Genomic DNA, 14,339 nt, shown 5'->3' on the forward strand with positions numbered 1-14,339 from the left:
CAGTAACGATTTCGTTGCAAACGCCGCGCAATGTTCGGAGAGCAACATAAAAACGCAATGTGAATCGATACGATGCGCTTACCCCGAGATCGTCTCAACGGCCGTCGGAGAATCCAATGCCCACCTTCCTTGCGATCGTCGCCATCGCGTTCGTGACGCTCGCGTGGCTTTCGATTCGAGAGCAGCGCCGCGAAACGAGCAAACGCGAGCTTCGGCGACGCACGCGTGCGTTCGCGCAGACCTCGGCGGCCTGCCACTACATTCAGGAAATCAATCGAACGCGCGCGTTTCCGCTTGCGCCGACCGCGAATCTGCGCGTCGTCGACGGCGAGTTCAGCTTGCTCTTCGAGCATTGCACGCAATATGAAGTCATCAATGCGCGCGTCGCGCGGCTACGTGCGCGACGCAGCGAGCCCGGCGCGCGTTCGCGCGCGCCGATTCGCGTGCGTTCGGGCGACGGCAGTTCGGAACTCGCGCATCCGGTCGGCGGCGGCGAGTTGTTTCTGACGAATCAGCGGCTCGTCTTCATGTCGCCCGCACGTTCGACGAATATCCGGCTCGGCGACGTGGTCGGCATTCGCGGCAATGCCGAGACCTTGTCGATCCATATGGCCAGACGGCGACGCCCCTATCATTTCTCGGTCCAGAATCCCGCGCTCTGGGCCTTGCTCGCGAAGATGATGAGCTCGCAGACGCCCGCGACCCCCATGCTGCCCGACGGCATGCGCCTGCATGCCGCACCGACCGGCGTGCCCGGTGAAATCCATCTTGAGGCCACGCATACGCGCCGTTGAGGCGCGCGGGTTCGTGCGCGTTCGTTCCGAAGGGTGTCGAGCCGTGTTTCGTGTTCCGTGTCACGCGAACATGTCGTGTCGTACGTAACGGCATGACAGGGGCAGGGCGGAAGCACGAGGGGCATGGAAGGCGCTTAGAGGCGCTTAGAGGCGCTCAGAGGGGCTTAAAGCAGCGGAGCGACATGGACGGGGACGGGGCGCGAGCGAGAGATCGACGCGATCGGCCGGCAATCTGTATGCATCGTCACAACACATCGCATGCAGGATGTCGGCTGCGATCCGACGCATCGCGTCATCGGTCCCGAGAGGCCGCACCGGGACCGCGACGCGCGTGATTCAATGACCGTATGCCGGATCGACCGGCAGTCCCGCGAGACTGAACACCGCGCGCAGCGTCGCAGGGCGAATGTCGCGCTGGGCCGCGAGCGCGGTCAGCACATAGTCGACCGCCTTGGCGAGCCGCAGGATGCGCAATGTCGCCAGCGTATCGGGCGTGCCGCGCCGCATCGACTCGGCGACGTGCAACATCGTGTTCGCCGCGTCGCGCGCCATTTCGAGTTCGAGTTGCTGCTTCGACGTCCAGCGCGGGAAGTCGAGCAATTTATCGAGCATGTCGCGAAACTTTTGTTCAGCGTCCTGATTGGGTTGGGCTTGCATTGTCATGATCATCTCCCAAGAGACCCTGCTCGACCTCGTGTCGGCAGTCCGGCAAGTCGGGCCGTTGGTGCTAACCATGCACGATCCGTTCCAGGGCCGATTTCACGGCGGCGGCCGAGGAATGCATGCGCGCGCGGTCCGCGTACCAGAGAAAAACGTAACGTATTTGAATCACCATGATGGCCGACTGCGAGCGCGTCGCTTTGACGCAGGGCGGGGTTTGCGTGCGATCGACCTGCCGGAAGCCGCGACCGCGCGACGTTTCGGGTCTGCGACAAGTTTTTGCCAACCGTTTAAGATCCTGCCGTTGCGACGCGTCGTGCGTCGAGCCGACGCCGGAAGCGCATCGCGGCACCATTCCCAATTCAATCGTCAGAACCGGAATATCGAATGACTACTTCTCCGCGCATTGCCGAGCATCCGATCGAACAGCAATTTCTCGAGCGCTGGTCGCCGCGCGCCTATGCGGGCGAGCCGATTCCCGAAGCGACCCTCAAATCCCTGCTCGAAGCGGCCCGCTGGGCGCCTTCGTCGTACAACGCGCAGCCCTGGCGCTTTGTCTATGCGCGCCGCGATACGCCGCATTGGGAGCAGTTCCTGGGCTTCCTGAACGAATTCAATCAATCGTGGGCGAAGAACGCGTCGGCGATCGTCATCGTGATCTCGAAGACGACCTCGCTGCCGCCGGGCGGCACGCAGGAAGTGCCTTGGCCGACGCATTCGTTCGACACGGGCGCCGCGTGGGGCTATCTCGCGCTGCAGGCATCGCTGTCGGGCTGGCCGGCACACGGCATGGTCGGGATCCTGAAGGACAAGATCCGCGCCGAACTCGGTCTGCCCGAGAACTATGCCGTCGAGGCGGCCGTCGCGATCGGCAAGCAGGGCGACAAGTCGATCCTGCCCGAGGGCCTGCAACAGCGCGAAGCGCCGAGCCCGCGCAAGCCTTTGTCGGAAGTCGCGTCGGAAGGCAAGTTCATCGCCTGAGATCGCGGATTTCTGGTGGGAGGACGCGTGAGCGTCCGTCCGGATGCCCGTCGCGCGATGGGCGTCCGTGCTGGGATGGCGTCGATCGATGTCGGCGCCTGTTGCCTTGCGCGGTCTACTCGGCTTTCCCGGTCTTCGCGCGAGGCCGGCGGGGCGTCGCGACGGGCTCGCCGGGGCGACGCGTCAGCGACTGGACGGCCTGCCTTATCGTCTGCGTCGAATGATGCGCGTGAATGATCTGCCAGAACTGCCAGACGAGATCGGCATCCGCGAGCGCGCGATGGCGTCCGAGCGGCTCGAGCGCATAGCGCTCGACGATCGCGCTGAGCCCGTGCTTGCCCGCGTCCGGGAATAGCTTGCGCGAGAGCTGGACCGTGCACAGCATGTCGGCCTCGAATATCAGACCCGCGCGTTCGAACGACTGCTGAAGAAATCCATAGTCGAAGCGCGCGTTGTGCGCGACGAACAGCCGGCCTTGCAGGCGCGCGGCGAGCGCCGGCGCGAGCGCGGCGAACACGGGCTGGCCCCGCACCATCTCGTTCGAAATGCCCGTGAGTTCCTGAACGAACAGCGGAATGTCGCGCTCGGGGTCGACGAGCGACGTCCAGGTATCGACGCCGTAGCGGCTGACCTCGACGATGCCGATTTCCGTGATGCGGTCCGTGAGCGCGCTGCCCCCCGTTGTTTCGAGATCGACGAACACGATCGGACGTTCGAGCGCCTCGAGCATGCGGTCGAGGCGCGCGTTGTCGTGCGCGCGTCCGATCTCGGCGACCGCGTCGCGGACCTGTTCGAAGACGGGGTCGTTCGCCAGCGTCTCGGTCGCGCTTGCGTCATTGGCCGGGGCGATCGTGCCTGCGGCGGTGTCGCCCGCCGTCTTGCTGCTTTCCATGCGTGTCATGCGAATCCTGCTGAACGGGACGGCCCATCGCATCGACGACGGACCGGATCGACCCGACGCCGCTTCTTTCGACGCGTTCGCGGGCGACGGGGCCCTACCATAACACTCCCGGTGGCCCCGTGGCCCGCACCCGCACCCGCATGCGCGCGCCTCGTTTCCGATAAACGCGATGTCTACCGCCAGAAGGCGAACCGCCGAGACCACGATCGTTCGAGCGCGGGGAAGTCGATATCGCCGGTGAAGCAATTTTTCATATCGTGTTCAAACGGATGAGCGGGGCTCTTGAGCCTCACGAGCACGACCGGCTGGCGCGACGCGTCGCCTTCGATCCGATGGATCTCCTTGACCTTGAGCGGCGTATCCGGCGTCACCAGCACGTGGTCCGCGAGCATGCCGCCCGCCGCCATGTGCTTCGGAACGGTCTCGTCGAAAATCAGCAGGACGTGTTCGGACGCCGGATCGCGGAACTGCGCGGTCCACGTTTCCATCCAGTGGATCGCGTGCTGGGGCAATGCCGAGGCGGACATCAAGCCGCCATCGTGAATGACGTCGCCGAGCACGATCGTCTGTCCGTAAACGCCGGCCGGCGCGGTCGTCGCGCGATACGCGATGCCGGGATACGGCGTGAGCTTCGAGACGGTATCGCAGAGCGCGCGCGCCATTCGCGCTGCGTGGTCGCTTCGGCGAAGACCTCGCAGATGGTCGTTGATGATCCGATGCTCGCCGTTGCCGCCTTCGATATAGTCGACGAGGCATGGCGGGTCCTGGCGGTTCGCATCGGCGTTGAGTTGCTCGAGGATCGCCAGATCGTCTTGTCTTTGGCTCGCATCGCGCTGCCGGTAGGGGCCGTCATCGGGACCGAGATAGAGCGCTTTCAATGCCTCGCACGCGTGCGACATGCCTTTTTCAGACGAAAACGCCGAGCGTGCGCCGTCGAGGCATGCGAACCGCGAGCGCGCGGCGGTGCCGGGGGCGCCGGACGTTCCTGGCGCCTGGAGACGGGTGTAGGGAGTCGTGGGCATCGTGTGGCCTCGGTCGTCAAAGAGGCCCATGCTCGAAGGCGCGCGGATCCGACGCCACCACGGAGCGACCGTATCGATGCGCCGTGTGACGCCGGACGCGCTCGGCGTCGGTCCGGGAGGCTTATCGGGACGATGACGAGACAGGGTGCGCGGTCCGTGTCCGCGACCGGTACTATTGCGGGAGCCGCGACGGCGGCAGGGTGGACACGGATGGCGCGCAGCGCGCCCGCCCGCCCATGATCCATGCACGCGCCGGGTTCGATGCCGGGTTCCGCATCGCGTCGGCGCGCACCGATACCGAAATCACGAGGAGGCACAGATGGCGGCAGGCGGTTTTTCAGAGGCGCGTCTCGCGCGCATCGGCGAAGCGATGGCGCGGCATGTCAATGTCGCCGAGGGCGGCACGGGGGTCGCGGGCATGGTCACGATGCTGTATCGGCGCGGCGAGCTCGCCCATGTCGATGCGCAAGGCTATCGCGACGCCGAAGCGCGCACGCCGATCGCGCGCGATTCGGTGTTCCGGATCGCATCGATGACCAAGCCGATCACGACGGTCGCCGCGCTGATGCTGCGCGAGGAAGGGCGGCTGCGGTTCAGCGATCCGATCGAGAAGTGGCTGCCCGAGTTCGCGGCGCCGCGCGTGCTGCGCGCGGCCGACGGCCCGCTCGACGACACGGTTGCCGCGCGCAAGCCCATCACCGTGTTCGATCTGCTCACGCATCGCGCGGGGCTCGCCTATGACTTCACGGCGCCGCCCGCGCTCGCGGCGCTCTACGCGCAGGCGTTCAACGGATTGAATACGCGCGCGAGCGCCGACGAGTGCGTGCGCCGGCTCGCGACGATCCCGCTGCTGTTCGAGCCCGGCGAGCGATGGTTCTACAGCGTCTCGATCGATCTGCTCGGTGTCCTGATCGCGCGTCTGAGCGGGATGTCGCTCGGCGAGTTCTTCCGCACGCGGATCCTCGATCCGCTCGGCATGCGCGATACGGGGTTCGCGCTGCGGCCCGATCAGGCCGCGCGCATGACGAGCGCCTATGTGTTCAACGAGTCGACGGGCCATGTGCTGCCGGTCGACAAGGCGACCGAAAGCGTCTGGGCGAATCCCGAGCGCTTCGAGGGCGGCGGCGGCGGGCTTGTATCGACGGCCGACGACTATCTGCAGTTCGCGCGGCTCATGCTTGGGCGCGGTCGCGTGGACGGCATTCGGCTGCTCTCGAACGCGTCGGTCGATCTGATGACCTCGGGCGTGCTGAGCGCCGACGAGCGGCGCAATCCGACGTTCGGGCTCGATTTCTGGGCCGGCCAGACCTTCGGTCTCGGTCTGTCGATCGTCGACGATCCCATCCGGCGCTTGCCGCTCGGTTATCGGAGCACGGGCGCCTATAGCTGGGGCGGCGCATTCGGGACGAACTGGATCGCCGATCCGCGTGAGGACATGATCGGCGTCTTCATGATCCAGCGGCGCTCGGAGTCGCACTATCCGGTGTCGGCGGAGTTCGAGGAGCTGGCTTACGCGGCGATCGAGGACTGATCGCGGCCGCCGCATCCGGGCGCCTCGGTCGCCTCAGTCGCCTCAGTCGCCCGCGGCGCCTTCCGCGTGATAGCGCGTGACGCGTTCGACTTCATTCTTCGAGCCGAGAAACACGGCGACGCGTTCGTGCAGGTGCTGCGGTTTGAGATCGAGAATCCGCGACGTGCCGTTGGTCGCCGCGCCGCCGGCCTGTTCGATGAGGAATGCCATCGGATTGGCTTCGTACATCAGGCGCAGGCGGCCCGGGCGCGACGGTTCGCGCTTGTCGGCCGGATACATGAACACGCCGCCGCGGATCAGGATCCGGTTCACGTCGGCGACCATCGACGCGGTCCACCGCATATTGAAGTCGACACCGCGCGGCCCTTCCTTGCCGGCCTCGAGTTCGTCGATATAGCGCGTGACGGGCGCATACCAGTGACGCGCATTCGACGCATTGATCGCGTATTCGCGCGTGTCGGCGGGGATCTTCATATCGCGCGTCGTGAGGACCCACGAGCCGAGTTCGCGATCGAGCGTGAACGACTGCACGCCGTTGCCCGTCGTGAGCACAAGCACGGTTTGCGGGCCGTAGACCGCATAGCCCGCGGCGACCTGCCGCGAGCCTTCCTGCAGAAACGACGCTTCGCTCGGGTGCTCGTTATCGTCAGGACAGCGGAGCACCGAAAAGATCGTGCCGATCGAGACGTTGACGTCGATGTTCGACGAACCGTCGAGCGGATCGAACAACAGCAGGTATTCGCCCTTCGGGTAGCGATTCGGAATCGGGTGGATTTTCTCGAGTTCCTCGGAGGCCATCGCGGCAAGATTGCCGCCCCATTCGTTGGCTTCGAGCAGGATTTCGTTCGACAGGATATCGAGCTTCTTCTGGACTTCGCCCTGCACGTTTTCGCTGCCCGCGACGCCGAGTACATCGCCGAGCGCGCCCTTGCTGACGTGATGCGCGATCGCCTTGCAGGCGCGCGCGACGACTTCGATCAACAGGCGCAAGTCGCCGGGTATGTTGTCGTGCTGGCGTTGTTGCTCGATCAGATACTGCGTGAGGGTCGTGCGGCGGGACATTGAAAACTCCGGGACTGAAATTGCCCCGATTGTACGCGCCGATGACAACAGTTCGATGTCGGGCAGGCGCGTCGCGGACAGTCTCCGCATGTCCGGGACGAATTCGCTGACGAACGATCGTGCCGATATCGAACGGACGTTTCCGCGATCTCGACACGGCGCGGAAGAACCTTTGCTAGACTGCCCGACAATGACGCGTCGGCCCGACGGCGAGGGTGCCGACGCCCGCTCGGCGAGGCCGGACCCCGCTGTAGCGCGGATCCCACTGCGTCATCGCGTTGAATTCGCCGACGACACTGCGACGGAGACACCATGTCCTACCTGCTGCTCATTGTCGAACCGGCCGGCCATCGCGATACGCGCCCGATCGAGGCCGGCCGTGAGGCCTACGCGCGCATGCTGCAATTTACCGACACGCTCAAGTCGCGCGGGGTGCTCCAGGCCAGCCATTCGCTGACGTCCGACAAAGATGCCGTGCGTGTCCAGATGCGCGAGGGCGAGACACGACTCGTCGACGGACCGTTCGCGGAGGCCAAGGAGATGATCGGCGGCTTCTTCCTGCTCGATTGCGATACCCATGAAGAGGCGCTGCAGATCGCGCGCGAGTGCCCGGCCGTCGAGTGGGGGACGGTCGAGGTTCGGCAGACCGGACCGTGCTGCGACTAGACGTCCGGTCGCGGCTTTTCGTGAATCGCGCGAACCCCGTAAGCCTCGAGCCCCGACGCCGATGAACCGACCGTCTTGCGACGAGCGGGGCACGCATCGCGCGATCGAGGCCGTCTGGCGCATCGAGGCCGCGAAGGTCATCGCTCATGCGGCGCGCATCGTGCGCGACGTCGGCCTCGCGGAGGACATCGCGCACGATGCGCTGATCGCGGCGCTCGAGCACTGGCCGCGCGAAGGCGTACCCGAGAACCCCGGCGCCTGGCTCATGACGACGGCGAAGCGGCGCGCGCTCGACCGCATCAAGCTCGACGCGCTGCATCGGCGCAAACACGATGCGCTCGGCGCGGATCTCGACGCGCTCGATGCGCATGTCGTGCCCGATATCGCCGACGCGCTCGACGCGGCGCGCGCCGACGACATCGGTGACGATCTGTTGCGACTCATCTTCACGGCCTGCCATCCGATCCTGTCGACCGACGCGCGCGTCGCGCTGACGCTGCGTCTGCTCGGCGGCCTCGCGACCGGCGAGATCGCGCGCGCCTATCTGAGCACGGAAGCGACGATCGCGCAGCGGATCGTCCGCGCGAAACGCACGCTGGCCGCGGCGCGCGTGCCGTTCGAGCTGCCGCGTGCCGACGCGCGCGCGACGCGTCTCGTATCGGTGCTCGAGGTCATCTATCTGATCTTCAACGAGGGCTATGCGGCGACCGCGGGCGACGACTGGATGCGTCCCGCGCTTTGCGAGGAGGCGTTGCGGCTCGGCCGCGTGCTCGCCGGGCTCATGCCGCATGAGCCTGAAGTCCACGGACTGATCGCGCTCATGGAGATTCAGGCGTCGCGGATCGGCGCCCGGACCGATCCGCGCGGCCGTCCGGTGCTGCTGCTCGATCAGGATCGTAGCCGCTGGGACCGGTCGCTGATCCGGCGCGGGCTCGACGCGCTCGACCGCGCGCTCGCGCTCGGCGGCGTCGCGGGGCCGTATGCGTTGCAGGCCGGGCTCGCCGCATGCCATGCGCGCGCGAACACGCCCGAGGAAACCGACTGGCCGCTGATCGTCGCGCTCTACGACGCGCTCGTCGAGGTCGCGCCATCGCCGGTCGTCGCATTGAATCGCGCGGTCGCGGTCGGCATGGCGTTCGGGCCCGAGGCCGGGCTAGCGTGCGTCGATGCGCTGGACGGCGACTCGTCGCTCGCGCGCTATCCGTGGTTGCCGAGCGTGCGCGGCGATCTGCTCGCGAAGCTCGGCCGCGTCGACGAAGCGCGCGCCGAATTCGCGCGCGCCGCCGCGATGACCCGCAACGCGCGCGAACGCGAACTGCTGCTCGACCGCGCGAGCCGGCTCGGCGCGGCCGATTGAACGCGCATCAGGCCAGGGCTTTTTCGACGACTTCGCGCACGTCCTTCGACTGCACACCCGCCGCGACGCGTTCGAGCGCCGCACGCATCGCGTCGCGCAGCCCGGGCGTGAACTTGCGCCAGCGTTCGAGCGCGCGCGCCAGGCGCGACGCGACCTGCGGATTCATCGCGTCGAGCGCGAGCACCTGATCCGCCCAGAACGCATAGCCCGAGCCGTCCGCCGCGTGGAACTGCGCGGCGTTGCCCATGCAGAACTGGAAGATCAACGAACGCGCGCGATTCGGATTCTTGAGCGAGAACGCCGGATGCGCCATCAGCGCGCGCACATCGTCGAGCACGCGCTCGCCGGGGGCGCCGCGGCGCACGGCCTGCATCGCGAACCATTTGTCGAGCGCGAGCGCGTCATGCTCGAAGCGCCGGTAGAAGTCGTCGAGCGCCGCGGTCGCATGCGGTTTGCCGATCTGCAGCAAGGCGGCGAGCGCCGCGCTGCGGTCGGTCATATTGTCGGCGGTGTCGTACTGCGCACGCGCGAGCGCGGCCGTGTCGGACGGATCGTCGAGGTCGGCCAGATAGTTCAGCGCGACGTTCTTGAGACCGCGATGGCCCGAATCGATCGCGCTCGGCGCATACGGGCCTTCGACGCGGTTCTGATCGTAGGCCGCGAACAGATCGTCGCGCAGGCCATTGGCGAGCGCGCGGCGCAGGAACTGACGCGCCGCGTGCACGGCGGCCGGATCGGCATCGTCGATCTGCTCGGACAGATAGCGCTCGGACGGCAGCGTCAGCGCGAGCTCGCGGAACGCGGGCGCGAGCGACTCGTCGCGCAGCACGCGGCCGAATGCCGCGACGATCGCCGGGTCGATCGTCAGCGCTTCGCCGCGGCTCGCGGCGGCCGTCAGACCGAGCAGCGCGCGCGTCGCGAGCCGCTGGCCGGCTTCCCAGCGATTGAACGCGTCGCGGTCGTGCGCGAACAGGAACGTGAGCTCCGCGTCCGTGTAGTCGTAGTGGACGATGACGGGCGCCGAAAAGTCCCGCAACAGGGAGGGCAGCGGCGCCTCGGCGACGTCGACGAAACGGAACGTCTGCTCGGTCTCGGTCAGTTCGAGCACGAGCGTGGTCGGCGCATCGGCGCGCGTACCGCCTTCGAGCTTGAGCGGCAGATCGCGGCCGTCGGCGCCGACCAGGCCGATCGCGAACGGAATCAGCAACGGCCCCGTTTGCGTCGCCTTGGCCGCGGCGCTCGACGGACCGTAGCCTTGCGAGAGCGTGACGTCGTAGGTGCGCGCGGCCGCGTCGTAGCGCGTCGTCACCGCGACGCGCGGCGTGCCGGCCTGGCTGTACCAGCGCTCGAATTGCGCGAGATCGCGGCCGTTCGCGTCGGCCATCGCCGCGCGGAAGTCGTCGCACGTGACCGCGTGGCCGTCATGGCGCTTGAAGTAGAGATCCATGCCCTTGCGGAAGCCGTCGCGTCCGAACAGGGTCTGGTACATCCGCACGACTTCGGCGCCTTTCTCGTAGACGGTCATCGTGTAGAAGTTGTTGATCTCGACATAGCTGTCGGGCCGCACGGGGTGCGCCATCGGCCCCGCGTCTTCGGCGAACTGGTTCTGACGCAGGCCGCGGACGTCGTCGATGCGGCGCGCGGCGCGGGCCGCGGCGGCCGCTTCGGGGCTCAAGCCCTTGGCGGCCATGTCGGCCGAGAATTCCTGGTCGCGGAATACGGTGAGGCCTTCCTTGAGGCTCAACTGGAACCAGTCGCGGCAGGTCACGCGGTTGCCGGTCCAGTTATGGAAGTATTCGTGGCCGACGACGGCCTCGATGCCCGCGAAGTCGAAGTCGGTCGCCGTCTGCGCATCGGCGAGCACGTACTTCGTGTTGAAGATGTTGAGCCCCTTGTTCTCCATCGCGCCCATGTTGAAGTCGCTGACGGCGACGATCATGAAGCGTTCGAGGTCGAGCGGCAGGCCGAACCGTTCCTCGTCCCATTCGATCGAGTGCACGAGCGAATCCATCGCGTACTCGGTCTTCGGCAGATCGTGCGGCTCGACCCAGACCTGCAGCAGCTTCTCTTCGCCGCTGCGGATCCGGATGCGCTTCTCGCGCGCGGCGAGCTTGCCCGCGACGAGCGCGAACAGATAGCTCGGCTTGACGAACGGGTCGTGCCACTTCGCGAAGTGTCGGCCGTCGGGCAACTCGCCGGTCTCCACGAGATTGCCGTTCGCGAGCAGCACCGGATAGTCGTCGCGCGCCGCGCGCAGCGTGACCGTGTAGGTCGTCATCACGTCGGGCCGATCGAGGAAGTACGTGATCCGGCGAAAGCCCTCGGCTTCGCACTGCGTGAAGAAATTGCGGTTCGAGACATAGAGGCCCGAGAGGCTCGTGTTCGCCGCGGGCCGGTTCGTGTTGACGAGCTTGAGCGTGAAGGCGTCCGATGGCAGCGCCGAGACCGTGAGCCCGTCGTCGTTCGCCGTATAGGCGGTCCACGGGCGGCCGTCGATTGCGATGCTGACGAGGTCGAGATCGTCGCCGTGCAGGACGAGATCGCGGGCCGCGGCGCCCGCCGCACCCGGCGCGCGGCGAATCCGCATCGTGTTCGTGACGGTCGTCTTCGTGGGCGCGAGGTCGAATTCGAGCTGGACTTCGTCGATCAGAAAGGCGGGCGGGGCGTAATCGAGACGGCGGACGGCGACGGATGCGGCGGAAATATCGAGCATGACGAGACCTCTGAAAACGAGGGCCCCATTGTACAAAAACGTTATCGACGCCGCCGCGCGCGCGTCGCGCGTGCTTTTGCGGCCTGTGGTGGAATAGGGGCGCGCCGTCAAGCGTTCGCGTAAGCGGCGGTCATGCAAGGGGGCTGACACGAACCTTGCGGATTGCCGTGAACCTTTGAATCGTTTGAAGGGTCATCGTATGATCCGGGCGCATCGTTAAAGGACATCATCATGGCAATGAAAGGGTTACGGCGTGTCGCACTGTTCGGCGTCACGGCCGCGGCGCTCGCGTTGGGCGGATGTGCGAACTATGTGACGACCCAGGTCACCGCGTTTCAGAACTGGACGGCGAGCGACGCGCAGCGCACGTATGCGTTCGAACGCAGCCCCGCGCAGCAGAACAGCCTCGAGCAGCAAGCCTACGAGCAGCTCGTCGACAACGAACTGTCGGTCTACGGCTTCAAGCTCACGCCGATTGCCAGCGCGAACTTCCTCGTCGCGCTCGACTACGACAGCAAGGACGGGACGGTCGTGGTCCAGCAACCCAATTTCTATGATCCGTGGGGCCCGTGGGGCATGCCGTATTACCGCCCGTGGGGGCCGTGGTGGGTCGCGGCGCCGCCTCCGCCGCCGACGTATTCGTCGTACTCGATCGCGACGCAGCGCCTGTCGCTGCGCATGCTCGATCGGCAGACGGGCAACGAGGTCTATCGCGTGACGGCGACCGCTCAGGTCGACGACCCGTCGCTGCTTCATGCGATGCCGTTCCTCGTGCGCGGCGCGTTGTCCGACTTCCCGCTCGCGAACGGCACGGTCCGGCGCGTGCGCGTGCCCGTCGACGCGAACGGCACGGCCGGGCTGCCGAGTAATGAGCGCTCGGTCAACGCGGCGCCGCCCGCGGCGGCACCGGCTCCCGCCGCCCCCGCCGCCCCCGCCGCCCAGTAATCCGCGCAGTTCCCCTCCCGCGCGGGATACGTGAGTCGGACCATTCCGATTGGTTGTCGGAATGGTCTTGGTTCTGGAACCGTCACTTTGATTGAGATGTCAGTCATGGCCCAATCCGGTGAACACGATTCCAGTCCTCAACGTATTCATGTATTCCGATCTCCCGATTTTCCGCGCGCTGCGGCGCGCGGCATGCGCGGGCGCGCTTGCCGCGCCGCTCGTCGCCCACGCGGCGCCCGCCCATGCGTTTGAAGACAGCCTCGCCAACGTGATCTCATGGGTCGCGGTGACCGTCATGCCGGTCGTCGCGCTCTATCTGTTCTGGAAGATCCACGTCCTTCCCGAAGTCGTCGCCGAGAAACGGCATCATCCGCAGGCCGAGGCGATCAAGGTCTTGTGCCTGCTGTCGCTCGCGTTCGGCGGTTTGCTCTGGCCGCTCGCCTGGCTCTGGGCGTACATGAAGCCGATCGAGCTGCCCGTCGTGCTCCGCAAACGCGCGCGCGATGCCGCGCAGGCGCCCCTATCGGTCGATCTGCGCAACGACGGGGAGGCGTGATGTTCGAGCTCATTGTGTGCTGCTATGCGCTGATCGTCTGGCTCATCTTCTTCAAGTTCAAGTGGCTGCCCTGGAACATCCAGACGCAGGTCGGCACGGTCGCCTTGGGGCTCGCGGGCCTCGCCGCGCTCGTGTTCACGATCAACGTCACCTCGCCGCAGTCCGACGATGTTCGCGTGACGCAGTACGTCGTCGAGATCGTGCCGCGCGTGACGGGACGCGTGATCGACGTGCCGATCGAGGGGAATACGCTGATCCGGCGCGGCGAGGTGCTGCTCAGACTCGATCCCGAGCCGTACGCGCAGAAGCTCAAGGAATCGCAGGCGCATCTCGTCGAGGTCGAGTCGAAGGTCGCTCAACTGAGATCCGACGTCGACGCGGCGCGCGCGCAATACGACAATCTCGATGCGCAACGCGTATTCGCCGCGACGCGGCTGCGCGAGGCCAAGACGCTCGCCGAGCGCGATGCGGGCAATCGCTATGACGTCGAGAACTACGCCGCGCAGATCGGCGAGCTCGATGCGCAATCCCGCGCGGCGCAGGCGAATCTGACGCGCGCGCGGTCCGCGCTCGATGCGACGATCGGCGGCGTCCATTCGAGCGTCGCGCAGGCGCGTGCGCAAGTGTCCAGCGCGCAATGGGAGCTCGACCAGACCGTGATTCGCGCGCCGGCCGACGGCTATGCGATGAATCTCCAGGTGCGTCCCGGCGCCTTTGCCGCGGCGTTGCCGCTGCGTCCCGTCATGAGCTTTGTCGAGACCACGCAAAACGTCGTGGCGTTCTACGACCAGAACCAGCTCACGAAGGTCGAGCCGGGCAACGAGGTCGAACTGGCGCTGAAGGCCAAGCCGGGTCGTATCGTGCATGGCGTCGTGGATTCGATCGTCTGGTCGACCGCGCAAGGGCAGTTCAATGCGTCGGGCATGCTGCCGAGCACGGCGGTCGAGGGCGCGCATCCCGATGCGCCGTTGCGCTATGCCGTCAAGATCCGAGTCGACGCCGACGAGGCCGATGGCTTGCCGATGGGCGCGCGCGGCGAATCGGCGATCTACACGAATCACATGACGATGCTGCACATGCTGCGCAAGGTCATCATTCGCGTGAAGACCAAGATCAACTATCTCGTGTTCAAGATCGAATGAGGACTGTTC

At 66.4% G+C, this 14,339-nt stretch carries 14 protein-coding genes; 9 read left to right on the forward strand and 5 right to left on the reverse strand.

What is annotated here, in order from left to right; all coding sequences use genetic code 11:
* Nucleotides 1-116 precede the first annotated feature (116 nt).
* Complete coding sequence (locus D7S86_RS04795) at nucleotides 117-794, forward strand: hypothetical protein (protein WP_121083885.1); 678 nt, start codon at nucleotides 117-119, stop codon at nucleotides 792-794.
* 336 nt (nucleotides 795-1,130) lie between these two features.
* Here D7S86_RS04795 and D7S86_RS04800 read toward each other — a convergent pair whose 3' ends face one another.
* The gene (locus D7S86_RS04800; RefSeq protein WP_121084341.1) at nucleotides 1,131-1,451 is read right to left on the reverse strand and encodes a DNA-binding protein; all 321 of its coding nucleotides are present in this window, start codon (nucleotides 1,449-1,451) and stop codon (nucleotides 1,131-1,133) included.
* Between the two features lie 4 nt (nucleotides 1,452-1,455).
* Here D7S86_RS04800 and D7S86_RS28995 point away from each other — a divergent pair, with 4 nt between their 5' ends.
* Entirely contained in the window at nucleotides 1,456-1,845 is a 390-nt protein-coding gene (locus D7S86_RS28995) for a hypothetical protein (RefSeq protein WP_147432231.1), read from the forward strand.
* Nucleotides 1,842-2,435 (forward strand): nitroreductase family protein, encoded by a 594-nt coding sequence (locus tag D7S86_RS04810; protein ID WP_121083889.1) that lies wholly within the window; start codon nucleotides 1,842-1,844, stop codon nucleotides 2,433-2,435. Before D7S86_RS28995 ends, D7S86_RS04810 begins: the two co-directional genes overlap by 4 nt.
* A gap of 115 nt (nucleotides 2,436-2,550) precedes the next feature.
* Here D7S86_RS04810 and D7S86_RS04815 read toward each other — a convergent pair whose 3' ends face one another.
* Together D7S86_RS04815 and D7S86_RS04820 are read right to left on the reverse strand one after the other, a co-directional pair.
* On the reverse strand, nucleotides 2,551-3,336 hold the full coding sequence (locus D7S86_RS04815) for a 3'-5' exonuclease (RefSeq protein ID WP_338069155.1): 786 nt from the start codon (nucleotides 3,334-3,336) through the stop codon (nucleotides 2,551-2,553).
* A 173-nt stretch (nucleotides 3,337-3,509) separates the two neighbouring features.
* On the reverse strand, nucleotides 3,510-4,358 hold the full coding sequence (locus D7S86_RS04820) for a hypothetical protein (RefSeq protein ID WP_147432232.1): 849 nt from the start codon (nucleotides 4,356-4,358) through the stop codon (nucleotides 3,510-3,512).
* A 319-nt stretch (nucleotides 4,359-4,677) separates the two neighbouring features.
* On the opposite strand from D7S86_RS04820, the gene D7S86_RS04825 reads away from it, so the two are divergent.
* Nucleotides 4,678-5,889, forward strand: coding sequence for a serine hydrolase domain-containing protein (locus D7S86_RS04825; RefSeq protein WP_121083893.1), 1,212 nt, complete (start codon nucleotides 4,678-4,680; stop codon nucleotides 5,887-5,889).
* A gap of 42 nt (nucleotides 5,890-5,931) precedes the next feature.
* On the opposite strand, the gene D7S86_RS04830 is transcribed toward D7S86_RS04825, so the two are convergent.
* Nucleotides 5,932-6,951, reverse strand: coding sequence for a class 1 fructose-bisphosphatase (locus D7S86_RS04830; protein ID WP_121083895.1), 1,020 nt, complete (start codon nucleotides 6,949-6,951; stop codon nucleotides 5,932-5,934).
* A gap of 312 nt (nucleotides 6,952-7,263) precedes the next feature.
* On the opposite strand from D7S86_RS04830, the gene D7S86_RS04835 reads away from it, so the two are divergent.
* Both D7S86_RS04835 and D7S86_RS04840 read left to right on the forward strand, forming a co-directional pair.
* Nucleotides 7,264-7,617 carry a YciI family protein gene (locus D7S86_RS04835; protein WP_121083897.1) on the forward strand — a complete coding sequence of 118 codons (354 nt, stop codon included), beginning with the start codon at nucleotides 7,264-7,266 and terminating at the stop codon, nucleotides 7,615-7,617.
* Between the two features lie 61 nt (nucleotides 7,618-7,678).
* Nucleotides 7,679-8,974: an RNA polymerase sigma factor gene (locus tag D7S86_RS04840; protein ID WP_121083899.1), complete on the forward strand. Its 1,296-nt coding sequence runs from the start codon at nucleotides 7,679-7,681 to the stop codon at nucleotides 8,972-8,974.
* Between the two features lie 7 nt (nucleotides 8,975-8,981).
* Here the strand turns inward: D7S86_RS04840 and pepN are convergent, their stop codons facing one another.
* Entirely contained in the window at nucleotides 8,982-11,687 is a 2,706-nt protein-coding gene (gene pepN / locus D7S86_RS04845; protein ID WP_121083901.1) for an aminopeptidase N, read from the reverse strand.
* 231 nt (nucleotides 11,688-11,918) lie between these two features.
* On the opposite strand from pepN, the gene D7S86_RS04850 reads away from it, so the two are divergent.
* From D7S86_RS04850 to D7S86_RS04860, 3 genes are all read left to right on the forward strand, one after another.
* Nucleotides 11,919-12,632: a DUF4136 domain-containing protein gene (locus D7S86_RS04850; protein WP_121083903.1), complete on the forward strand. Its 714-nt coding sequence runs from the start codon at nucleotides 11,919-11,921 to the stop codon at nucleotides 12,630-12,632.
* 118 nt (nucleotides 12,633-12,750) lie between these two features.
* Nucleotides 12,751-13,188, forward strand: coding sequence for a DUF3302 domain-containing protein (locus tag D7S86_RS04855; protein ID WP_240647982.1), 438 nt, complete (start codon nucleotides 12,751-12,753; stop codon nucleotides 13,186-13,188).
* Nucleotides 13,188-14,330 (forward strand): HlyD family secretion protein, encoded by a 1,143-nt coding sequence (locus tag D7S86_RS04860; protein ID WP_121083905.1) that lies wholly within the window; start codon nucleotides 13,188-13,190, stop codon nucleotides 14,328-14,330. The genes D7S86_RS04855 and D7S86_RS04860 overlap by 1 nt, the downstream gene beginning before the upstream one ends.
* Nucleotides 14,331-14,339: the final 9 nt, after the last annotated feature.

It is taken from the genome of Pararobbsia silviterrae (assembly GCF_003628125.1).
Classification (GTDB): domain Bacteria; phylum Pseudomonadota; class Gammaproteobacteria; order Burkholderiales; family Burkholderiaceae; genus Pararobbsia; species Pararobbsia silviterrae.

What these genes read in the sequence shown, in the direction of transcription:
- D7S86_RS04810 (WP_121083889.1), top strand. Translation starts at nt 1,842, where the DNA reads ATGACTACTTCTCCGCGCATTGCCGAGCATCCGATCGAACAGCAATTT.
- D7S86_RS04840 (WP_121083899.1), top strand. Translation starts at nt 7,679, where the DNA reads ATGAACCGACCGTCTTGCGACGAGCGGGGCACGCATCGCGCGATCGAG.
- D7S86_RS04800 (WP_121084341.1), bottom strand. Translation starts at nt 1,451, where the DNA reads ATGCAAGCCCAACCCAATCAGGACGCTGAACAAAAGTTTCGCGACATG.
- D7S86_RS04835 (WP_121083897.1), top strand. Translation starts at nt 7,264, where the DNA reads ATGTCCTACCTGCTGCTCATTGTCGAACCGGCCGGCCATCGCGATACG.
- D7S86_RS04820 (WP_147432232.1), bottom strand. Translation starts at nt 4,358, where the DNA reads ATGCCCACGACTCCCTACACCCGTCTCCAGGCGCCAGGAACGTCCGGC.
- D7S86_RS04795 (WP_121083885.1), top strand. Translation starts at nt 117, where the DNA reads ATGCCCACCTTCCTTGCGATCGTCGCCATCGCGTTCGTGACGCTCGCG.
- D7S86_RS28995 (WP_147432231.1), top strand. Translation starts at nt 1,456, where the DNA reads ATGATCATCTCCCAAGAGACCCTGCTCGACCTCGTGTCGGCAGTCCGG.
- D7S86_RS04830 (WP_121083895.1), bottom strand. Translation starts at nt 6,951, where the DNA reads ATGTCCCGCCGCACGACCCTCACGCAGTATCTGATCGAGCAACAACGC.
- pepN (WP_121083901.1), bottom strand. Translation starts at nt 11,687, where the DNA reads ATGCTCGATATTTCCGCCGCATCCGTCGCCGTCCGCCGTCTCGATTAC.
- D7S86_RS04860 (WP_121083905.1), top strand. Translation starts at nt 13,188, where the DNA reads ATGTTCGAGCTCATTGTGTGCTGCTATGCGCTGATCGTCTGGCTCATC.
- D7S86_RS04825 (WP_121083893.1), top strand. Translation starts at nt 4,678, where the DNA reads ATGGCGGCAGGCGGTTTTTCAGAGGCGCGTCTCGCGCGCATCGGCGAA.
- D7S86_RS04850 (WP_121083903.1), top strand. Translation starts at nt 11,919, where the DNA reads ATGGCAATGAAAGGGTTACGGCGTGTCGCACTGTTCGGCGTCACGGCC.
- D7S86_RS04815 (WP_338069155.1), bottom strand. Translation starts at nt 3,336, where the DNA reads ATGACACGCATGGAAAGCAGCAAGACGGCGGGCGACACCGCCGCAGGC.